19 protein-coding genes, 1 tRNA gene and 1 other annotated feature are annotated in these 19,494 nt (G+C 35.8%); of the genes, 14 read left to right on the forward strand and 6 right to left on the reverse strand.

What is annotated here, in order from left to right:
* The first annotated feature begins 27 nt into the window (after positions 1-27).
* Entirely contained in the window at positions 28-690 is a 663-nt protein-coding gene (locus CSE16_RS08405) for a hypothetical protein (protein WP_099423487.1), read from the forward strand.
* Positions 691-900: 210 nt separating this feature from the next.
* Here the strand turns inward: CSE16_RS08405 and CSE16_RS08410 are convergent, their stop codons facing one another.
* The gene (locus CSE16_RS08410) at positions 901-1,200 is read right to left on the reverse strand and encodes a DUF3888 domain-containing protein (protein ID WP_099423488.1); all 300 of its coding nucleotides are present in this window, start codon (positions 1,198-1,200) and stop codon (positions 901-903) included.
* Positions 1,201-1,519: 319 nt separating this feature from the next.
* Between CSE16_RS08410 and CSE16_RS08415 the strand changes: the two genes are divergently transcribed.
* The 3 genes from CSE16_RS08415 to CSE16_RS08425 all read left to right on the forward strand — a co-directional run bounded on the left by CSE16_RS08415 (position 1,520) and on the right by CSE16_RS08425 (position 3,534).
* Complete coding sequence (locus CSE16_RS08415; protein WP_099423489.1) at positions 1,520-2,239, forward strand: GNAT family N-acetyltransferase; 720 nt, start codon at positions 1,520-1,522, stop codon at positions 2,237-2,239.
* 138 nt (positions 2,240-2,377) lie between these two features.
* On the forward strand, positions 2,378-2,875 hold the full coding sequence (locus CSE16_RS08420; RefSeq protein WP_099423490.1) for a GrpB family protein: 498 nt from the start codon (positions 2,378-2,380) through the stop codon (positions 2,873-2,875).
* A 131-nt stretch (positions 2,876-3,006) separates the two neighbouring features.
* Entirely contained in the window at positions 3,007-3,534 is a 528-nt protein-coding gene (locus tag CSE16_RS08425; protein WP_099423491.1) for a hypothetical protein, read from the forward strand.
* 4 nt (positions 3,535-3,538) lie between these two features.
* Here the strand turns inward: CSE16_RS08425 and CSE16_RS21635 are convergent, their stop codons facing one another.
* Positions 3,539-3,775 (reverse strand): hypothetical protein, encoded by a 237-nt coding sequence (locus CSE16_RS21635; protein WP_099423492.1) that lies wholly within the window; start codon positions 3,773-3,775, stop codon positions 3,539-3,541.
* 81 nt (positions 3,776-3,856) lie between these two features.
* On the opposite strand from CSE16_RS21635, the gene CSE16_RS08435 reads away from it, so the two are divergent.
* Entirely contained in the window at positions 3,857-4,399 is a 543-nt protein-coding gene (locus CSE16_RS08435) for a site-specific integrase (RefSeq protein WP_256376319.1), read from the forward strand.
* A 124-nt stretch (positions 4,400-4,523) separates the two neighbouring features.
* Here CSE16_RS08435 and CSE16_RS08440 read toward each other — a convergent pair.
* Positions 4,524-4,596, reverse strand: a tRNA-Val gene (locus CSE16_RS08440).
* Positions 4,597-4,728: 132 nt separating this feature from the next.
* Positions 4,729-4,947 carry a hypothetical protein gene (locus tag CSE16_RS08445; RefSeq protein ID WP_099423494.1) on the reverse strand — a complete coding sequence of 73 codons (219 nt, stop codon included), beginning with the start codon at positions 4,945-4,947 and terminating at the stop codon, positions 4,729-4,731.
* A gap of 172 nt (positions 4,948-5,119) precedes the next feature.
* Between CSE16_RS08445 and CSE16_RS08450 the strand changes: the two genes are divergently transcribed.
* Complete coding sequence (locus tag CSE16_RS08450; RefSeq protein ID WP_099423495.1) at positions 5,120-6,388, forward strand: M48 family metallopeptidase; 1,269 nt, start codon at positions 5,120-5,122, stop codon at positions 6,386-6,388.
* 480 nt (positions 6,389-6,868) lie between these two features.
* On the opposite strand, the gene proC is transcribed toward CSE16_RS08450, so the two are convergent.
* Entirely contained in the window at positions 6,869-7,675 is an 807-nt protein-coding gene (gene proC, locus CSE16_RS08460) for a pyrroline-5-carboxylate reductase (RefSeq protein ID WP_099423497.1), read from the reverse strand.
* 392 nt (positions 7,676-8,067) lie between these two features.
* Between proC and CSE16_RS08465 the strand changes: the two genes are divergently transcribed.
* The 8 genes from CSE16_RS08465 to CSE16_RS08495 all read left to right on the forward strand — a co-directional run bounded on the left by CSE16_RS08465 (position 8,068) and on the right by CSE16_RS08495 (position 17,739).
* On the forward strand, positions 8,068-9,009 hold the full coding sequence (locus CSE16_RS08465) for an MBL fold metallo-hydrolase (RefSeq protein ID WP_099423498.1): 942 nt from the start codon (positions 8,068-8,070) through the stop codon (positions 9,007-9,009).
* A gap of 190 nt (positions 9,010-9,199) precedes the next feature.
* Positions 9,200-9,676, forward strand: a complete 477-nt coding sequence (locus CSE16_RS08470; protein ID WP_099423499.1) for a putative periplasmic lipoprotein — start codon at positions 9,200-9,202, stop codon at positions 9,674-9,676.
* 144 nt (positions 9,677-9,820) lie between these two features.
* Positions 9,821-10,181, forward strand: a binding site (T-box leader).
* Positions 10,182-10,353: 172 nt separating this feature from the next.
* The gene (gene metG, locus CSE16_RS08475; protein ID WP_099423500.1) at positions 10,354-11,988 is read left to right on the forward strand and encodes a methionine--tRNA ligase; all 1,635 of its coding nucleotides are present in this window, start codon (positions 10,354-10,356) and stop codon (positions 11,986-11,988) included.
* A gap of 205 nt (positions 11,989-12,193) precedes the next feature.
* The gene (locus CSE16_RS08480) at positions 12,194-13,468 is read left to right on the forward strand and encodes a helix-turn-helix domain-containing protein (protein ID WP_099423501.1); all 1,275 of its coding nucleotides are present in this window, start codon (positions 12,194-12,196) and stop codon (positions 13,466-13,468) included.
* A 12-nt stretch (positions 13,469-13,480) separates the two neighbouring features.
* The gene (locus tag CSE16_RS08485) at positions 13,481-14,689 is read left to right on the forward strand and encodes an MFS transporter (RefSeq protein WP_099423502.1); all 1,209 of its coding nucleotides are present in this window, start codon (positions 13,481-13,483) and stop codon (positions 14,687-14,689) included.
* Complete coding sequence (locus CSE16_RS21545) at positions 14,686-14,859, forward strand: hypothetical protein (protein ID WP_172954368.1); 174 nt, start codon at positions 14,686-14,688, stop codon at positions 14,857-14,859. The genes CSE16_RS08485 and CSE16_RS21545 overlap by 4 nt, the downstream gene beginning before the upstream one ends.
* A gap of 168 nt (positions 14,860-15,027) precedes the next feature.
* Positions 15,028-17,088 (forward strand): catalase, encoded by a 2,061-nt coding sequence (locus CSE16_RS08490; RefSeq protein WP_099423503.1) that lies wholly within the window; start codon positions 15,028-15,030, stop codon positions 17,086-17,088.
* Between the two features lie 183 nt (positions 17,089-17,271).
* A complete protein-coding gene (locus tag CSE16_RS08495; RefSeq protein WP_099423504.1) occupies positions 17,272-17,739 on the forward strand; it encodes a GNAT family N-acetyltransferase in 468 nt (155 codons plus the stop codon).
* A gap of 220 nt (positions 17,740-17,959) precedes the next feature.
* On the opposite strand, the gene CSE16_RS08500 is transcribed toward CSE16_RS08495, so the two are convergent.
* Complete coding sequence (locus CSE16_RS08500; protein WP_099423505.1) at positions 17,960-19,225, reverse strand: MFS transporter; 1,266 nt, start codon at positions 19,223-19,225, stop codon at positions 17,960-17,962.
* Between the last annotated feature and the right edge of the window lie 269 nt (positions 19,226-19,494).

Below are 19,494 nucleotides of genomic sequence, written 5' to 3' on the forward strand. Positions count from 1 at the left end.
GACGTACCTTTTTAACGGAGGGATTATATGTTAAAAAGGATATTGATTATTGTTGGAATACTCATAGTGGGTATAGCCTCATTTATCCTGTTAAATAACCTTTTAGAAAGTGATAGTGCTGTTGCAAATAAAGAGGAACAAAAACCTTCATTTTCTAAAGAAGAAAAACTAACTCATTCTATATTGAACTCGATAACTGAAAAAATTCATGAGAAATATAAGGACTTGAAGTTTTCTGTAGGTTCGTCCTCAACGAAAGAATTGAAGATACAAGTTTCAGAGAATGAGGAATATTTCAATTCAATTAAAAGGGAAATTGAAACCATTGCAAAAATTGAAATTAAACCATCTATATTAAAAGACTATACAGTTTTAGTAATGAGATTGGATTTATCTCTTTTGAATGAAGAACTTCGAAAAAATAATAAAGAACTTTTACTTTTAACACACACTATATGGATAGGTCTAAAAGAAGAATACGACATAGTTGAAGATATAAATATCGAATACCAAAAATCCATTACTATTTATACATCAATAAAAGGTACAGGTAAGGATGCACAAAAGTTGGCAATGGAAATTGAAGAAACAATAAATAAAACCTTACAATCTAAAGAACTAGATTCATTACCTCAAATTGACTCTTATGAAATTAAAATATTAAATACCAAAGGAAAAGTAGTAAATTAGCCAACTTATAAAGCTGTACAAAATTCGTATCACTTTTTAATAATGGGACGAGTGACTTTTGTGTAACAACGATTTATAAAGTATACAAAACAAACCTAATAAACGTTCCCAAATGGTAGTTAGGGAACCACCCCCCCATTCAATTGAATGAGTGGGTTTTTTGGCTGCTTATGAACAGTAAGTACCCAAACGACGCTTTGGCTGTATTTTTCATTCTGGAGGGTATTTATATGTTTTTAAGTGTGTGTGATTTACTAATTTAACTTCAGGTCCAGAAGAAATTTCATAGGTCATTCTGTCTTTCCCTATTGGAATCCATTGCCCGCCATCAGTAGGCTCTATGTCAAATGTAATTTGCAATTGGAAGCCACGAAAGCCATTAATTCTTCTTGTTTCTAACACCTCAATTTTCCAAGGGGCGACACTAGGTGAAAAATCCTTTACAATCTTTGGATAATAATAGTTACGCAAATCATTTTCAATATAAGGAGTCAGCATATTCATAAGCATATCCTGTAATCTAAGTTCTTCAGAGTCCTGAGTTGGTACAACTGATGATAAGTGAAAAATAGCTCAATTATGGTTCCTAAAGAAAAAGGGATGTACGTTTATCATGTAATAGCTAATTGGGAAAAGGGAAATGGGAACTATGCCTTCTCAATAGAAGTAAAATAAATAGACCTTTCTTTAACTAACGGGGGCTTTACTTGAAGATCATTGAGTTGCATAGGCAGCTCTTTTTTTCTTATTGAACTAAAGGAGCAGGATAGTGGAAGAAGGAAATTGATGAAAAGTGAAGAATTTTATAAATAAAAAGAGGTGAAAATTCGTGGATAAATTGCTTCAACATTTACAAAGAGTTGGCGTAAATTACATAAAAAGTGATAGTATAATTTTTTTAGAAATTTTAGAGAACAGACTTCATTTTGCTTCTGAAATAGATGAACTTATAAATGAACTTTTAGATAAATTACAAAGTAGTAAACTGAAAAAAGTTAGGTTTGAGTGTCCTAAAATTCTTTTAGATAGCTTAAATTGTACTAGTACTAAAATGGATATTATTGGTGAAAGGGTTATATATAAGAGATCTTTAATGACACCATTAAATGTTTCAATACCAGAATATGAAGTATGGTCATTTTCTGAGAATAACTCTATCTTTTTTTTATCTGAAGTGATGGGTACAAGTTTTATTGATACAGAGAGGTTTTTAACTGGAATGAGGACCGAACTCCCGTCACAAGTAAAGGAAATGTTTACAGTGTATATAGTTAATAATGAACCTGTTGGTGTAGTTTTACCCCATATAGAACCAAATACAGATAATGAAGGACGCATTTTTTGGATAGGCATTCATCCTAATTTTCTGGGTACAGGATTGGGAAAGAACTTACATTCAATAGGATTATACAGATTGAAAAATGAATTTAGAGCCAAGTCTTATTTAGGAATGACTCAAGTTAACAATATTCCAATGAGAAATATAATGGTTTCAAACGGATGCATTCAAAATAAAAACACAGTAATTTCTTTACAATATTCTATTTAGGAATTAGTTTATTCGTTTAGTAAAATAAGTATGGGATATTCGTGTATTATTATTACGATGTTTTCTTTTTTATATTCAGGGGTTCTTATTGAAATACGACGGAGCAGTTAAGTTAAAAAAGCAGAAAGGGGAATAACGATGGAAAGAGTTAATTTCTTTTATAATAAGTTACTTTACGATAAAGCAGAGGAAACTTTTTTTATACAAAAAGCTTTAATTGAAGAGCTACTACCCGAAGCTGATGTGCAGCATGTGGGAAGTACAGCTATTCCAAACAGTATTACAAAAGGAGATTTAGATATTCAAGTGAGAGTTAATGCCAACATTTTTCCTAATGCAGTTAAAGAACTTTCAAAGTTATATGAATTAAATGAGGGCAGTGTAAAAACTGAAACCTTCAGAGCCTTTAAGGATGATTCGAATGTTCCTCCAATGGGTGTACAATTAACTGTTATAAATTCAGAATTTGATTTCTTTTGGAAGTTTCGCGATGTCTTACTAATGAATGATAATTATCGAAATGAATATGATAATTTAAAAAGGAAATACGAAGGAATGGAAATGGAAGCTTACAGAGAAGCCAAGAATAAGTTCTTCGAAGAAGTTATGGCTTCACCAGAATATAAGAATATATAAATAGGGTGCTTTGTTATTTCTTAAACTAACGGGGGCTTTACTTGAAGATCATTGAGTTGGGCACTCTTTTTTCTTATTGAACTAAAGTAGCAGGTTAGTTGAACAATTATAGATAAAAAAGGGGGATGAAAATGTTTCGAAATAAATTCAAGGAAAGTGAGACAGGTTTATTTGTTTTACTTCTTACTTGTTTTCTCCTAGCTGGTTGTTCACAAGAAAAGCAAGTAACTATTAATATGCCAGAAGCAATACCAAGTGATTTCGATTTTATCGTGGAATTTGGTGTTGGTAAAAGGAATGTAATTAATACCTATGAAGACACAGTAACAAAGGATTTAGTAGCTGATGGAACAGTAACAACGAATTTGACATTTACAACAGAAGAAATGGATATGATTTATCAGAAAATGAAAGAGATAAATATAACAGGAACGAAAAACTTTATTCCACAAACAAATTGTTTACGAAAACCCTTTAGTGAAGATGAATGGGAAATTACGATTAATCTTGAAGTATTTACTCATACTGTTTCTGAACAGTACTGTGAAATATCTGATGATGCCAAACAATTAATTGAGTTACGAAATTATGTTTTTTCTTTAGTTAAAAATAAAGAAGAATATAAAAAACTTCCTGAAGCTAACGGTGGGTACGAATAATTTCTTATTCAACTAACGGGGGCTTTAGTGCAGCAAGGATTTCAAATGGTCCTAAACGACCGTTTGGGAATATTGTTATTGGATACCATAAAGGTATGCTTGTAGGAATTATTGAAAAATTGTACTCTTGAACGCTGTTACTTATCTGCGGCCTATCAAATCCCAAAAACATAAAATATATTATAGCGATTGTATAAGTTATCAATAATACTACTAGTGAATTTGGGCTTTTTTTTATCATATCTTTCCTCCTAATTAAAATGCCAAATTCATTATAACAGTCGTTTTTTATTTAGGGTATTTTTCAAACTTCTTACTTGCTATCTATACAGGCATGCGAAGAGGAGAAATTTTAGGCTTAAAGTGGAGTGACATTGATTTTGATAAAAAGATGATTCACGTAAGTAGATCGTTAGCGCATGTACCTAAAAGCGGTTATATGTTTACGACATTAAAAACGAAAAACTCGAAACGACAAATTCCGATTCCAGAATTTGTACTTCATGAACTACGCACGCATAAGCAACGCCAAGAAGAGTGGAAGCGATTAGTAGGTGAGCTATATGAAGACAACGACTTAGTCATATGTACCAATACTGGGACCTTACAAGATCCACGCAATGTTGTTCGTGTCATGAAGCGCCTTGTTAAAAGCGCGAATGTACCAAATATTCGTTTTCACGATATTCGGCACACGCATGCATCGATTCTTATTTCAGAAGGTGTAGATGTCGTTAAAATTTCGAAACGATTAGGTCATGCTAACCCAAAAATAACGTTCGAGTTTTATGCACATTTATTACCGAATGCAGATAACGACATTGCAGATATTTTTCACAAAGCAATCCAAAGTAACACTAAATAATTGGAAAAAATCTTGCGGACAAATTGCGGACAAATCCTAAAATAGAGGTATAAGGTAGGAAGTCATCCAAAAAGAAAAAACCTGAAAACGTTGATATAACAACGTTTTCAGGCGCTTTAAATGATGGTCTCGACAAGTCTCGAACTTGCGACCCCCACCTTGTCGAGGTGGTGCTCTCCCAACTGAGCTACAAGACCGTGATAAGATACAAAAAAACTTGTTCTTATTTATCATCATAGCATTTTAACTGGAAGAGGTACATAGAAAACTACTAATTTCACTTTTTATGTTATTTTAAAAATGGAATGATCGCGCATTCCTCATATGCACTAACGTCTTTTCTTTTTATCGTCTTTTAGTAATAGTTCCTTTTTTATTAATTTTTCTAATACTACCTGGACGTGATATTTATTTTCTTCGATTTGGATGACATTTACAACTTTTCCATTACGTCCTTTTATTCTGATACTTTCATCGACTTCTGGTATACGTTTTAAATATTGACTTAGAACTGATGTGTTTTTTTCATAAAAATGAATCGCATACATTTTGATACACTCCTTGTAAACTCAAATAAAACATTAAGTGAACTTTTTTCCAATTTATGATGAATCTGAGGCGTATAGAACTGTCAGAAAAGGAGATGAATAAAATTTGAAAAATAGTTTCCACCTTTCAATAATATGATAGGGTAATCGAATGAATTGAGGTGGAGAAGAAATTAAGAAAAAATGGGGTTTACTTGCTGTACTAACATTTGGTCTGTACGTTGTGGCGATGTATTTCTATTTTTTTCATAGCCAAAATAGTGGGATACCAGCCGCTCTTAAAGGAACGGCAGCAGATCCAAATACTTTTCTAACAGCGCGGGAATTGGTGTTAAGTGATGATTTATCAAAAATAAGAAATTTCCTATTTTTTATCTCAACGCCGTTTGAATGGTTGCTTTACTTTGTTATTTTGAATACGGGTATTTCACGTATGTTCGAAAGATGGTGCCCAAGACAACATAAATGGGCCATTTGGAGAAATGCAATGTATTTATTTTTACTATCGCTTCTATTGTTTGTTCTCCAATTTCCACTAGATTATTTCCGGTATGTACTGAGTAAAAGCTATGGCATTAGTACGCAGTCTTTTTCCTCGTGGATGAGGGATAATGTGATCGATTTTTGGATGGCTTTCGGGATGTCCGTTATCGTGGTCACGGTTCTCTATTGGCTCATTAAAAAAAGTCCGAAGAGATGGTGGTTATCAGCATGGGCATTAACTGTTCCATTTTCAATTTTCCTTATGTTCATCCAACCAGTCGTGATCGACCCAATATACAATGATTTTTCTCCACTAAAAGATGAAGCATTAGAGACGAAGATTCTGTCACTCGCAGAGCAAGCAGATATTCCTTCAGATCATGTGTATGAAGTGAATATGTCAGAGAAGACGAATGCATTAAATGCGTATGTAACAGGGATTGGTGAAAATTCGAGGATTGTGTTGTGGGATACGACATTAAACCGATTAACGGATGAAGAAATACTCTTTATAATGGCACATGAGATGGGCCACTACGTGAAAAAGGATATTTACCTAAACATCACTGTATACTTGTTGATGACGCTCATTGGACTATGGGCAATTGCAAAAATCATGCCTTGGATGATTAGACGTTATGGATCGATATTAAAAATTAAACAAATGAGCAATATTCATTCATTGCCATTGTTTTTATTGATTTCATCTTTTCTAGTATTCTTTTCAAGCCCACTGTCCAATGCAGTTTCACGCTATCAAGAGACCCGAGCTGATGAATATGCAATGGAACTAATGGAAAATCCCGAGGCTGCGGTCTCGACGTTTCAACAGTTGACCAAAGTTGGGCTTGGCGAAGTAAATCCATCAGTACTTGTCAAATGGTTTCGCTACTCCCATCCGCCTATGTTAGAAAGAATCAATAATGTAGCCGATCAAGCTGAAAAGGAATTGAACTAGGTTTGAATCAATTGAAAAGCGCATCAAATCCTTTCAAATCATGGATTTGATGCGTTTTCCTTTTTTCTGAGAAACCGTCAGAACTCAAGACTATTTTGGATGCATACAGACCGCACGCCGGATATGGTGTTTTACGGGGAAATTCAGATAACACTGTTAAGTAGCCAAGTGATTGCCCGTAATTCTTTTTTTAATAAGGTTAAAAAAATAGAACAAGCAAAAATTAAATTCATAACTTTTAAACTTCAAACGTTCCCAAATAAAAGTTTGAACACGAACCAAAAAGCAGCGAATATTGTTAAATGAACGTTTGCGGCTTTTTCTCTCACTATCATTTATATTGCTTATATGCGCGAATCCTCAAATACAGTTCCTGTAACGGCTAATATCCATTTTATTACAATTATAAACATTTTTTGTATTACATAAGCATAAAAATTGTTTGTGTACCTGGTGCATTACATACCTCAGTGCAAAATTTTATTCCCCACGCGCAAGCTCTCTTGATCGTGTTTCGGCACTTCGTATACAGCTCGCAATGGCCTCATTAAACTGCATCGCTTCTAAGGCGCGAATGCCAGCTTCCGTTGTGCCACCTGGACTTGTCACTTTTCGTCTCAAAACTTCAGGTTCATCCTTACCAGTTTTAATCATTTCCGCTGAACCAGCAATCGTTTGCACCATTAATTGACGGACAACTTCTTTGGAAAGCCCAAACTCGGCACCTGCCCGTTCAAATGCTTCTAATAAATAATATAAATAGGCAGGGCCACTACCTGAAAGAGCTGTAACAGCATGCAATTTATCCTCTTCTACCTCAATAACAATGCCAACTGCTTCTAACAATTGACGATAATAAGCGCATTGACCATCCGAAACAAGCGTATTGAATGCAATACCTGATGCGGACATCCCAATTGTGGCGGAGGTGTTCGGCATCACACGTGCAATTGCTCGTTGTCCGAGATGCTGTTCAATCGTTTCGATACTAATCCCCGCTAATATGGAAAGAATCGCCGCATTTGGATTGATAAAAGGTTGGATTTTGTTCATCGCCTCTTTCGCATCTTTCGGTTTCATCGCTAAAATAATTAAATTGGCATCGTCCAATTCTTCATATGCGGTCAGCTGCTTAACACCGTAGTTTGTTACGAGTTGTTGAAGTCGATCGATATTGGAGCGATTGGATACATAAATAGATGACGGATTGACGACCTTATTTTCAACCCAACCATGTATAAGTGCCTCGGCCATCGAGCCTGCACCAATAAAAATAATTTTTTGCATAATTAACTCCTCCGATTCCATATAAAAAGCGTTTTCATCCTTAGCATCTGCAAGGACGAAAACGCTTGTTTCCGCGGTACCACCTTATGTTCACATCAATATGTGCAACTTCATTCACCTTTTTATCGCAAAGGGTACGGTTATGTTTTCATAACGGCTCCAAAGTAGGTTCAATTATTTGAGCGGGCTATGCCGATTCCAGCGGTTACGGCACTCTCTTTAACCATCACAATAATTTACTTCGCTTTTTCATCGCCTATAAATTTTGAATTATCGAAAATTATATAAGTGAAAGGCAAAACTGTCAACCTTTAACGTGACGAAACGAAAATAAAGAGTTAGAATAAATGAATAACCATTCACAAATAGATAGACATAAAGGGGATTGGACAATGGAAACTTTTAAAATAGAAATACCAACACCGTATGCGGTTGGGGATGTCAATGCTTTTTTAGTAAAGGGAGATGCACTCACATTGTTTGATGCAGGTCCAAAAACAGAGGAAGCTTATGATGCACTTAAATGGGGGATTCGAAGTGCGGGCTATGACATGAAGGATGTGGAGCAAGTTGTTTTAACCCATCACCATCCAGATCATGTAGGTTGGGTAGATGCTTTTAGCCATGCTGAAATACTAGGTCACGCCTATGTCGATCATTGGATGAAAAAAACACCTGAATTTCTTCACTATCACAACACGTTTTACGCCAAGCAATTAAAAGAAGGCGGTGTGCCAGAAAAATATATACAACGAATTTTAAAAGTTAAAGGTGAAATTGAACTATTTGGCTCCCTACCTTTAACGGGCTATTTAAAAGAAGGGGATGAGATACCAGGTCATAAAGGGTTAATGGTGTATGAAACGCCAGGACATGGGCAAAGTCATCTCGTATTTTTAGAGGAAGGGACGAGACAATGTATCGGCGGTGATTTATTGCTCGAACGCACATCATCGAATCCTTTAGTAGAGCCACCTGCTGATTTATCGATGGAACGTCCAAAATCATTATTACAATATAACGCGTCACTTCAGAAGTTGAAGGCCTTAAACGTTTCAAAATTGTATACAGGTCATGGAGGGGAAATTACCGAAATCGGGAAATTAGTTGACGAGCGACTTGAACGCCAAAAACAGCGTGCTATAAAAGTATATGATTATTTAGTGAAGCCTCAAACGAATTTTGAGTTAACGACACAGTTATTTGAACGAATATATCAACAGCAGCTAGGATTAACACTGTCAGAAACGCTTGGTCAACTCGACTATTTAGTAGAAAATGAAATGGTTGAAGCCAAAATGCAGGGTGGTGTTATTTATTATAGTAGAATATAGAATTAATACGGTTTTTTAAACAATAGAAAGTCATCATTTTGTTTCCTATAAAATGATGGCTTTTGCTTTTTATTCCCCCTGCACCGGGTGCACAAACAATTAAAGCAAAAATTTGATAAACTGATTAATATTTAATAAAATTATATAAGGATTAACTAGATTTTTTTTGAGAAGCTGGAGGAAATCAAACATGAAGAAATACTGGATATTCCTTCTTTTATTAGTGTTAGCAGGTTGCAGTAGTAGTAACAACGATGGTGCAATGCTATTTACAGAAAAGCAGGCGGTGCCGTTTGAAATCGTTAAATACGAAGAAAAGATTGCACCGGTTTACGAATCACTTGTCCCATATATATCATATGCCAGTACAGAAGGGCAGCTAAAGGAGCTACAAGCCCGCTTTAAAGTAGAAGGCTTTACAGTTGATATGGACAACTATATGGCCGTATTTCTCGTGACCTATTCTGATAGCTGTGGTATTGCCGTGGACGGTGTTTACAATGATGCTGGAAAATTAGCGGTTCAGTTAATGGATGTGCAAGGAACAAACTGTGAAAAAGAAGGCATTCCACATACATTTGTGCTACAAGTACCAAAGCAAGATTATGAAAAAGTGCAATTTTATAACGGTAATATTATTAAATCATCTACCGAGATAAAAAATTAGCAAGCACCGAACAAAAATGAGTGAATTTTTGTTCGGTGCTTTTTAACATCCCTGCACCTGGTACAATTTCTTTGTTAGAGTATTGATAAATTAAAAAATGATGGTAAAATGTATTTTAGCCCTTATTTATGGGAAGTAATGAAATAGTTAGCGTTGAGAAGGAAGAGTAAGTAAGCCGCGTTTTTTAGAGAGCTTCTGATGGTGGGAATGGAGCAAACAAAACTTACTGAATATGACCTTTGAGCTTCGTACCGAAATTTTAACTTGATTCAGCCTCTGGCTAAACCAAGTTAAGCCCCAGCGGATGTCACAGATTTTTTAGATGAAATTTTCAAGCGAGCTTGAAAAAAATCTGGACGCAATTACGCCGAGGCGTAATTGATGTAGGCTACGACGAGAATGGCACTCGTTACAACAGCAGCAGTATGAACACGTACTGATGGAGGTTAATAGTGCGAACTATTATCAAAACTTAGGTGGTACCACGAGTAAATTCGTCCTAATCGTATAAATACGATTAGGGCTTTTTTTGTGGAAAAAACGGTAAAATTAATCGACAATGCAATGGTAACAACTGTTCATCCCACTTTGATTAGGAAGGAAAACACCAACAGGGTTTAACGTTTTCTTTGAATTATCAAGTTGTTACTTTCAAGTCGCATAGGAGGAATTGTATCATGGCAGTATTAATCGGAGGCGCATGGCCTTACGCAAATGGATCGTTACATTTAGGACATATTTCATCGTTATTACCAGGGGATATTTTAGCAAGATATTACCGTATGAAAGGGGAAGAGGTTTTATATGTTTCGGGCAGTGATTGTAATGGAACGCCTATTTCTATTCGAGCAAATCAAGAAAATACAACCGTAACGGCGATTGCTGACCGTTACCACCAAGAATTCGTTGATACATTTCAACGTCTTGGCTTTACGTATGATTTATATACGCGTACAGATGCAAAACATCATCATGAATCGGTGAAAAGTATTTTCCTACAACTATTAAAAAATGGGCACTTATATACAAAGAAAATTGAACAAGCGTTTTGTCCAATTGATCAGCAGTTTTTACCGGATCGTTTTGTTGAAGGGATATGTCCAAATTGCGGGGCAAAAGCGCGCGGCGATCAATGTGATTATTGTTCAAAAATATTAGACCCATTAGACTTGCTTGAAAAACGTTGCAAACTATGTGGAAATGAACCAGAAATAAAGGAAACGGAACATTTTTATTTTGCATTTAGTCAATTCCAACAACAATTAGAAGCTTTCGTTGAGCAAGCACAGCATGAAAAAAGATGGCGCGAAAATGCCATTCATTTAACGCAACGTTATTTACAGGAAGGCCTACCTGACCGCGCTGTTACAAGAGATTTACCAAATGGAATTGATGTACCTGTTACTGGATTTGAAGGGAAGAAAATTTACGTATGGATTGAAGCGGTTGCTGGGTATTACACCGCGAGTATAGAGTGGGGTAGGCTGCATCAACAAAAAATCGGGAAATGGTGGAATGAACATACGAAGGCATATTATGTACATGGCAAGGATAATATTCCGTTCCACAGTGTGATTTGGCCTGCTATTTTAATGGGAATCGAAAACAAGGGTTTGCCAACAAATATTGTATCCAACGAATACTTGACACTCGAAAAGCGAAAAATTTCTACTAGTCAAAATTGGGCAGTGTGGGCACCATATATGTTAGAAAATTACCATCCTGATTCATTGCGCTACTTTTTAACGATCAATGCACCAGAAAGTCGAGATGCTGATTTTTCATGGAGAGAATTTATTTATAGTCATAATGGAGAGCTTTTAGGTGCATTTGCTAATTTTGTGAATCGTAATTTGAAATTTATTGAAAAATCTTTCGCAAGTCAAGTACCTCAAGTGGCCATTAACGCCACAATGGAAAAGCTCGTTCAACAACAATATGAGCTTGTAGGTGAATTAATTGAACAAGGAAATAGTAAGCCAGCCTTGGAATCCATTTTTGACTTAATACGAGCATCAAATCGTTATTTTGATGATGAAAAACCTTGGATCACGGTCAATGAACAGCCTGAGAAATGCGAAGAAACACTTGCAACATGTGTTTTCATTATTCAAAATTTAGCACAATTATTGCAACCATTTTTACCATTTGCTTGTGCGGAAATTCAACAAATGTTAAATATTTCATTAGATTCATGGGCAGTAAATGCGACTTTACCACAAGTCATTAACAATATACAGCCACTATATGAGCGTATAGATGTGAAACGAATCGATGAAGAATTATTGAGAATGCAGGAGAATGAAAAGTAGATAATAGTATATGAAGAAAAGTCATCATTTTTAAACGTAATGATGACTTTTCTTTTTTGTATAACTTATTTTACACATTAACTTTTAACAATTAGTATTTTGTGTAATTCCATGCGAATAAATCAAGTAGTTTTATAATTTTCAGACAATATACACAATAATTTCCTTTCTACATTTGGTAAAATAAAGAAGGGGGTGTATCGGAATGCAAGGGGACGAAGCAAAAGCGTGGGGACAATTAATCAAATATAATCGCCAGCAGCAAAATTTCAAACAGGATGATGTGGCTGTCGGTATTTGTACCCCATCTTATTTAAGCCGAATTGAAAATGGTGTTGTTATTGCGGAGCCAAAAGTGTATGAGCTCCTTTTTAGACGCTTAGGTATTGATTTACAGCAAGAACAAAATGAACGAAATAAAAAAATCGCATTTCTTGAACAACTTTATGAAAAATTAATATCAAATGAAGCACTTTCTAATGAAGAAATTGTGCAAGTAAAGAACATACATACAAAGCAATACCAACAGGAGCTTGCAATTTTTGCAGGGCTTATTTATACACGCTATTTACTAGCCGAAAATGTACTCGATGAAGCCAATGAATTTATTCAAACGATGGCACCGTTCATTACATGGCGCAATGATCGAATTACACAATTGTACGTATCTATTACGGCTTTTGCCCATTTATCAAATCATCAATTTATGGAACTGGTCGAAAGGGAAAAGACGCAGCATAGCGGGCAATTTTTGCTAAAGGCAAGTCTTTTCGAGCAGGCCAATTATGCTTATCATTTAGCGTTTGCTTCCCATCGATGCTATATGTTTCAGCAAGCGTTCGTGCATATTGAAAACGCAACGAAGCTATTTTCACATCAATTTAAACCGCTTTTCCAATTGAAGCTGTATTCAATGAAGGGCGTTATTTACAATGATCTGCATCGTTTTCAAGAGGCGCAAATTGAATTTGATGCCGCCCTGGATATCCTTTCTAATGTGGAAGCCATTCAAAATCCGTTGCAGTGGAGTTCTTTACATAATAATATTGCCTATTGTTATGAGTGCCAGGGGTTATTTTCACAAGCAATGCACCATTATGAAAAAGCAAATAGGCATCAGGAAGATTTACTTTCAGCCGTCAACTGGATGCGTACCTGCTATCAGCAAGGTGATTTAGAAAAGCTCAATGCACTGTTATTAAAGTATCCAGAACATCAATTTCATGTAACACATCAAATTTACCAACGACAATTGCTGCAATTTGCAAGCCATGGTGAATTGACAATACCAGCATTAAAAGAGCTAGAAGAACGGATATTTCCATACTTTGACGAGCAACAATATTATTCATTAGTGCTCTATTATGCACCGGTATGGGGCAATTTTTATGAGCAACTTCATGCTTATAAACAGGCTAATGTTTGCTATAAACGGGCCTTGGAAGCAAGTGAAAAAGTAAGGCAACGTATGAGTAGGTAAGGGGGGAAAAGAATGGCTTTTTTCAAGAAATACGGTGTATTGCTAGGGGCACTTGGATTTTCTACATTAGGAAATTGGATTTACTTAATCGCGCTGAATTTATCGGTATGGCATTTAACCAATTCTCCGGCAGCAGTTGCTGGAATTTATATCGTCGGTCCTGTTGCTCGTATAATAAGTAGTTTTTTTGCAGGCTCCATTATTGATCGACAAAATAAAAAGAAATTGATGATAATTAGTGATATTGTGCGGGGTATCATCGTTTGTATCATGCCCTTAATCACATCCATTTGGCTTATATATGTCCTCATATTTTTAGCGAATATCGCGAGTAGCTTCTTTGGTCCAAGTAGCACGTATGTTATTACAAAGCTTGTGAAGGATGACGATAAACAACGATTCAATGCGTTAAATAGCACACTTGGTTCAGGCTCATTTATGATTGGACCGGCACTTGCTGGGGCGATTATTGCGGTGAGTAATACAAGTGTTGCGATGTGGGTTAACGGATTTACATTTTTCGCATGTGCGTGGGCAATATCTTTATTACCTACAATTGAGGAAGACGATGCAAAGAAACGGCAAATGATTACATTGCAGATGATACGCACCGATTTCCAACAAGTGTGGGCTTTTATTAAATCCCGACCAGCACTATTTAAATTTTTGGCTGTTTACACAAGCGCATTAATGATTGCTTTCGCACTTGATTCACAGGAAATGACCTTTCTAAAAGATGTACTTGCAACATCGGATACAATGTACGGAATTGTTGTAAGTGTTGCAGGTGTAGGAGCCATTGTTGGGGGAATCGCTGCAACGGCGTTCGTAAATAAACTATCGTTAAAAACATATATCGGTTTAGGTTTTCTCCTAACGATCTTAAGCTACACGCTATTTTATGCATCACCTACCTTAATCTTCGCCATCATAACCTTTATTGCGCTTGGCTTTTTCATGGCATTTAGCAACTCGGGCTATGCGACCATTTATCAAAAAACAATTCCACCAACATTGATGGGACGTTTTGGTAGTTCCCTAAATTTACTTCAAAGTGTTGCGCAAATTATCTTCACATTGTTAATAGGAATGTTTGCGGAATGGTATTCCTTGCAGCATGTAGCGGTTCTTTTTGCGCTCGTCGCACTGATACTTGCGCTTTATTTATACTGGCATTTAATTCGAAATATGGATCAAATACAAAAGGGGGATGTTTTATGATTACTTATAAAGTTATATGCTTTTGCTGTAAAACTGCGTTCTTGGTAGAGGAAGGAAGTCCAAAATATCAACTGTATAAAAAGAATATGAATGGAAAATTTGCTTGTGAAAATTGTGATCATAAAGTGTATTTAGAAGCTAGAAAAGGTTTGATGGGAAAACTTTTGTAAAGGTCTCACGCGCGGGCTGTGGTACCTAAAAGGAGAATGATTGTCACATTGCACTGAGTTTTAATCAAGTTTTTGAATAATTCCTCAAGTATGTTTTAATCCGCAAAACATATATTGTATATGGAACAAATGTGATTTAGAAATTGTTAAGTATAGAAAGGGGATTTCGTGGACAAATCTTGGTCTAATCAAGGGAAAGATGATGATGCAAAGGAACAGCAACTTAAGCAGTTTCGCGTAAATAATGATGGGAAAAAGATGACGACAAATCAAGGTGTGAAAGTTTCGAATGATGAGGATTCTTTAAAAGCAGGAGTTCGAGGTCCAACATTAATGGAGGATTTTCATTTTCGGGAGAAGATGACGCATTTTGACCATGAGCGGATTCCAGAGCGTGTAGTTCATGCAAGAGGTTATGCGGCACACGGTGAATTTGTATTGTATGAATCCATGAAAGAATATACAAGAGCAGGATTTTTACAGAAAGCAGGGTCAAAAACGCCTGTATTTTTGCGATTTTCTAATGTTGTTGGGAGTTCTGGTTCGATGGATACAGCACGAGATGTCCGTGGATTTGCCGTAAAGTTTTATACAGAGGAGGGCAATTATGATTTAGTCGGAAACAACATCCCGGTGTTCTTCATACAAGATGCGATGAAGTTTCCAGATTTAATTCATGCCGCGAAGCCAGAGCCTAATAATGAGATGCCACAAGCAGCTACCGCACATGATACATTTTGGGATTTTGTTGCGAATAATCAGGAAAGTGCACATATGGTTATGTGGTTGATGTCGGATAGGGCGATCCCCAAAAATTACCGAATGATGGAAGGCTTCGGAGTCCATACTTTCCGTTTTGTAAATGACAAAGGGAAGTCTAGATTTGTAAAGTTTCATTGGAAACCAGTATTAGGCGTTCATTCACTTGTGTGGGATGAAGCGCAAATTATTGCAGGGAAAGATACAGATTTTCAACGACGAGATTTATGGGAATCAATCGAAATGGGTAATTTTCCAGAGTACGAGCTTGGTATACAAATGCTTGAGCAGGAAGAAGAGTTTAAATTTGATTTTGACATTTTAGATGCAACGAAAATTTGGCCAGAGGAAATAGTACCTGTAAAGATTATTGGTAAGATGACATTGAATCGTAATGTTGACAACGTTTTTGCAGAAACGGAACAAGTGGCTTTCCATCCTGGTAATGTTGTACCGGGCATTGATTTTACAAATGATCCGCTGTTACAAGGTCGTTTATTTTCTTATATCGATACACAGCTTCTTCGTTTAGGGGGACCCAATTTTGCTGAAATTCCGATTAATCGACCGGTATGCCCAATTCACAATAATCAGCGCAATGGCTTTAGTCGTCAGACGATTAATGTAGGGCGAGTAAGCTATCATAAAAACTCACTTGTGAATAATACACCATCGACATCTACTGCAGCTGAAGGTGGGTTTGTTCATTATGAAGAAAAAGTGGAAGGTCATATTACGCGTGCAAGAAGTAAATCCTTTGATGATCATTTCTCGCAAGCAAGGCTATTTTGGAACAGTATGTCACCACCAGAAAAGCAGCATATCATCAATGCCTTTAGCTTCGAGGTAGGGAAAGTGAATAGTCAATCTGTTCGACAACAAGTTGTGGATATGTTTGTCCATGTAGATAAAGAAATGGCTACTATTATTGCTAAAAATGTAGGAGTGAAAAAACCAACTGGAGAACAATCAAACGTTACGGCTTCTTCTCCTGCCTTGAGTCAAGCAAATACAATAAAACTGCCACAAACACTTAAAGTCGGTGTACTTATTGGCAATGGGTTCGATGCGATAGAGGTAAATAATGTGTTCAAAACGCTCTCAAAATACGGTGTGAGATATAGTATTATCGCTGAGCGAATAGGAGCAATTGAAAGTAAGGATGGAGTCAAATTAATGGCGACTGAAACTTATTTAACAACAGACTCCGTTTTGTTTGATGCCCTATATGTTGTTGGTGTAAGGGCAGACAATCAAGCCAAATTCAATCAAGACATACTAATTAATATCAACCAAGCATTCCGTCACTATAAACCAATTGGTGTTGCTCGAACGGGCGTTCCGTTTTTAAAAGCTTCGAGTGCAAAAATTGGTCCTGGTATTGTAGTGGCTACTGGTAATGATGATTTTGGAGAAAAGTTTGTCGATGCCATTGCAATACAACGTTTTTGGAGTAGAGATATTTATTAATATCCCTGCAACTAGAGCAAAATCAATTCCGGAGAAGTTATGTAGAGAATGTCCTTTTTGTACTTCAGTTTATCCTAATGGATACTAAGCTACCATATGAATATCAATTTGTGATGAATCTGCCTGAATCCGTTGAAACATTTGAAAAAGTGTCATATACAAGCAATTTTAAGGAGGAATTTCATGGCATTAGCTATCAAACCAACAATCAAGGAAGAAGTAGAGGAGCTATTACTTATTCAACAAGAAGCGTTTGCAAATGATTTAAATAAATATCAAGATTTTGAAACGAGTCCAGTTAATGAATCATCCGAACGATTATTATACAAAGTTGAAAACTTCTTACATTATACAATTTGGTATGACGAGCAAATTATTGGGGGGATCGATATACGTGAAGGGAAGGAGGCAAAATATCGTTTAAACCGTATCTTTTTGGCAAATACCTATCAAAATAAAGGATTGGGAACGCATATAATGCAACGAATTGAAGCTGAATTTCCCAATGCAGTCGAATGGAGTTTAGACACACCACATCTCAATAATAGAAATCATCATTTCTATGAGAAATTAGGCTTTAAAAAAGTAGGGGAACATAAAATTTCGGATAAGCTCATTTTATTTGATTACAAAAAAATAATGGATAAATAAATTAAGGTTAAATTGTTATTAACTTTGAAATTCATTAAAAAGGAATGTAAGTTGAGTACGATATACATGGTCTTTCCGTCTTATCTAGCGAGATCACATTGAAAAAGAATAATATTTAATTCATGAAAATTGTTGCTGAATTAAAAAATGCCCGCTCTCGCAATTGAAGGAGAGCGGGTATTTTTTTGTGATTTATATGCTTAATACTAAAGGGAGCGTATTATTTCCACAGACCAGCTTTTTCTAATTTCTTTTTCCCTTTAAACGCTAAATGAACTAACACTGCGTTTAAAAGTAACATAATAGCAAGTGCATACAGTACAAATGTATAGCTACCAGTAAATTCGTAAACATAACCATAACCCGGTAACGCTACGATACCAGCAACTGCTAAACCGATTGCGGCAGTAGAATAGATTTGACTGTAATCTTTGTTACCAAATAGCGCTGTTGTTAAAAGTGGACCTAATGTTCCAAGAGATGAAACGATAAAACCAAAAATAACAATAGCTACCATAAATAGTGTTTGGTTTTCAGGAACAGTTACAAAAATACCAACTGGAACTAAACCTAATAACATTGCAAATATTGCTGTGTTTTTTGCACCAATTTTATCGCTTAATACACCAAAAGATAATGCACCAACTAATACACCGATTTGCATTGCACCTAGTGCAGTCCCTGCAAATTTGATATCGTAGCCAACGCCCATTGCGAATGGCGCAAGATGTTGACTAAAGCTAGCAATCGAAGTGATGATGAAGAAGAAGCCTAATAGAGCAAAGAATGCGCTAGATTTTTTTGCTACTGCAGCTGAAACACCTTTTGCTGTTTCTTGTTGAGCAGATGCACTTTCATTTGTTACTACTTCATCCATACCTAATGGTTGTAAACCTTTTTGTTTAGGAGACATACGAATTATTAATAAAACGATTGGAACGATAATAGCCGCTACAACAATACCTGAAGCAATATACGTAAATCTCCAACCTTGTGTAGCAATTAAATTACCTACTGTTGGTTGAATGATTGCACCAAATACACCACCGATTGCAACCATGATGCCGATTGCTAAACCATTATGTTTTTTAAACCAGTTATTGATTAAAACAGGACCTGCCATTTGTGTGATGAAAATTGAACCAATTGCCATTGGAATACTGAATAAATACCAGCCCCAAACTGAACTCATAAACCCGAACATTGCGAATGAACCAGCCATTAAGATAATAGAAACGATTAATATTAATCTAATATCATATTTTGCCATTAATTTACCAGCAATTGGTAAGAAAATCATTGTGACAATGGAGGCAATACTAAAGTACAATGTTAGGCTACCCATTCCGATGCCTAAGTCTTGAGTAACGGGTGTTAGATATAATCCACCTGCAGTTGAAATACCATTTTTACCAACAGCTACCATGATAGATAAGCCTATTAATAACCACCAAGCATAGTGGATTTTTTTCTTTTGTTTACTCATAATATAATCCTCTTTTCGCTAATTTATATATAATTCCGATTGCTAGTGCAAAATGGTATTCAAAGCAATTATTAAATACCACTTCTTTGCTGTTAAGATTGCTTTTTTCCCTCCTTAGTATGCATTTTATATTGATATCTAAAAAATCCTTATAGAATTTTAGAGTTATTTCTTGTAAACTCAATGTTTTTATGACCATGTAAAATGACATTCGTAAAGTTAGAGAAATGCTATGATACCATGGCAAAGTAGTCACCAATTAAACCGTT

This window comes from Solibacillus sp. R5-41 (genome assembly GCF_002736105.1).
GTDB lineage: Bacteria > Bacillota > Bacilli > Bacillales_A > Planococcaceae > Solibacillus.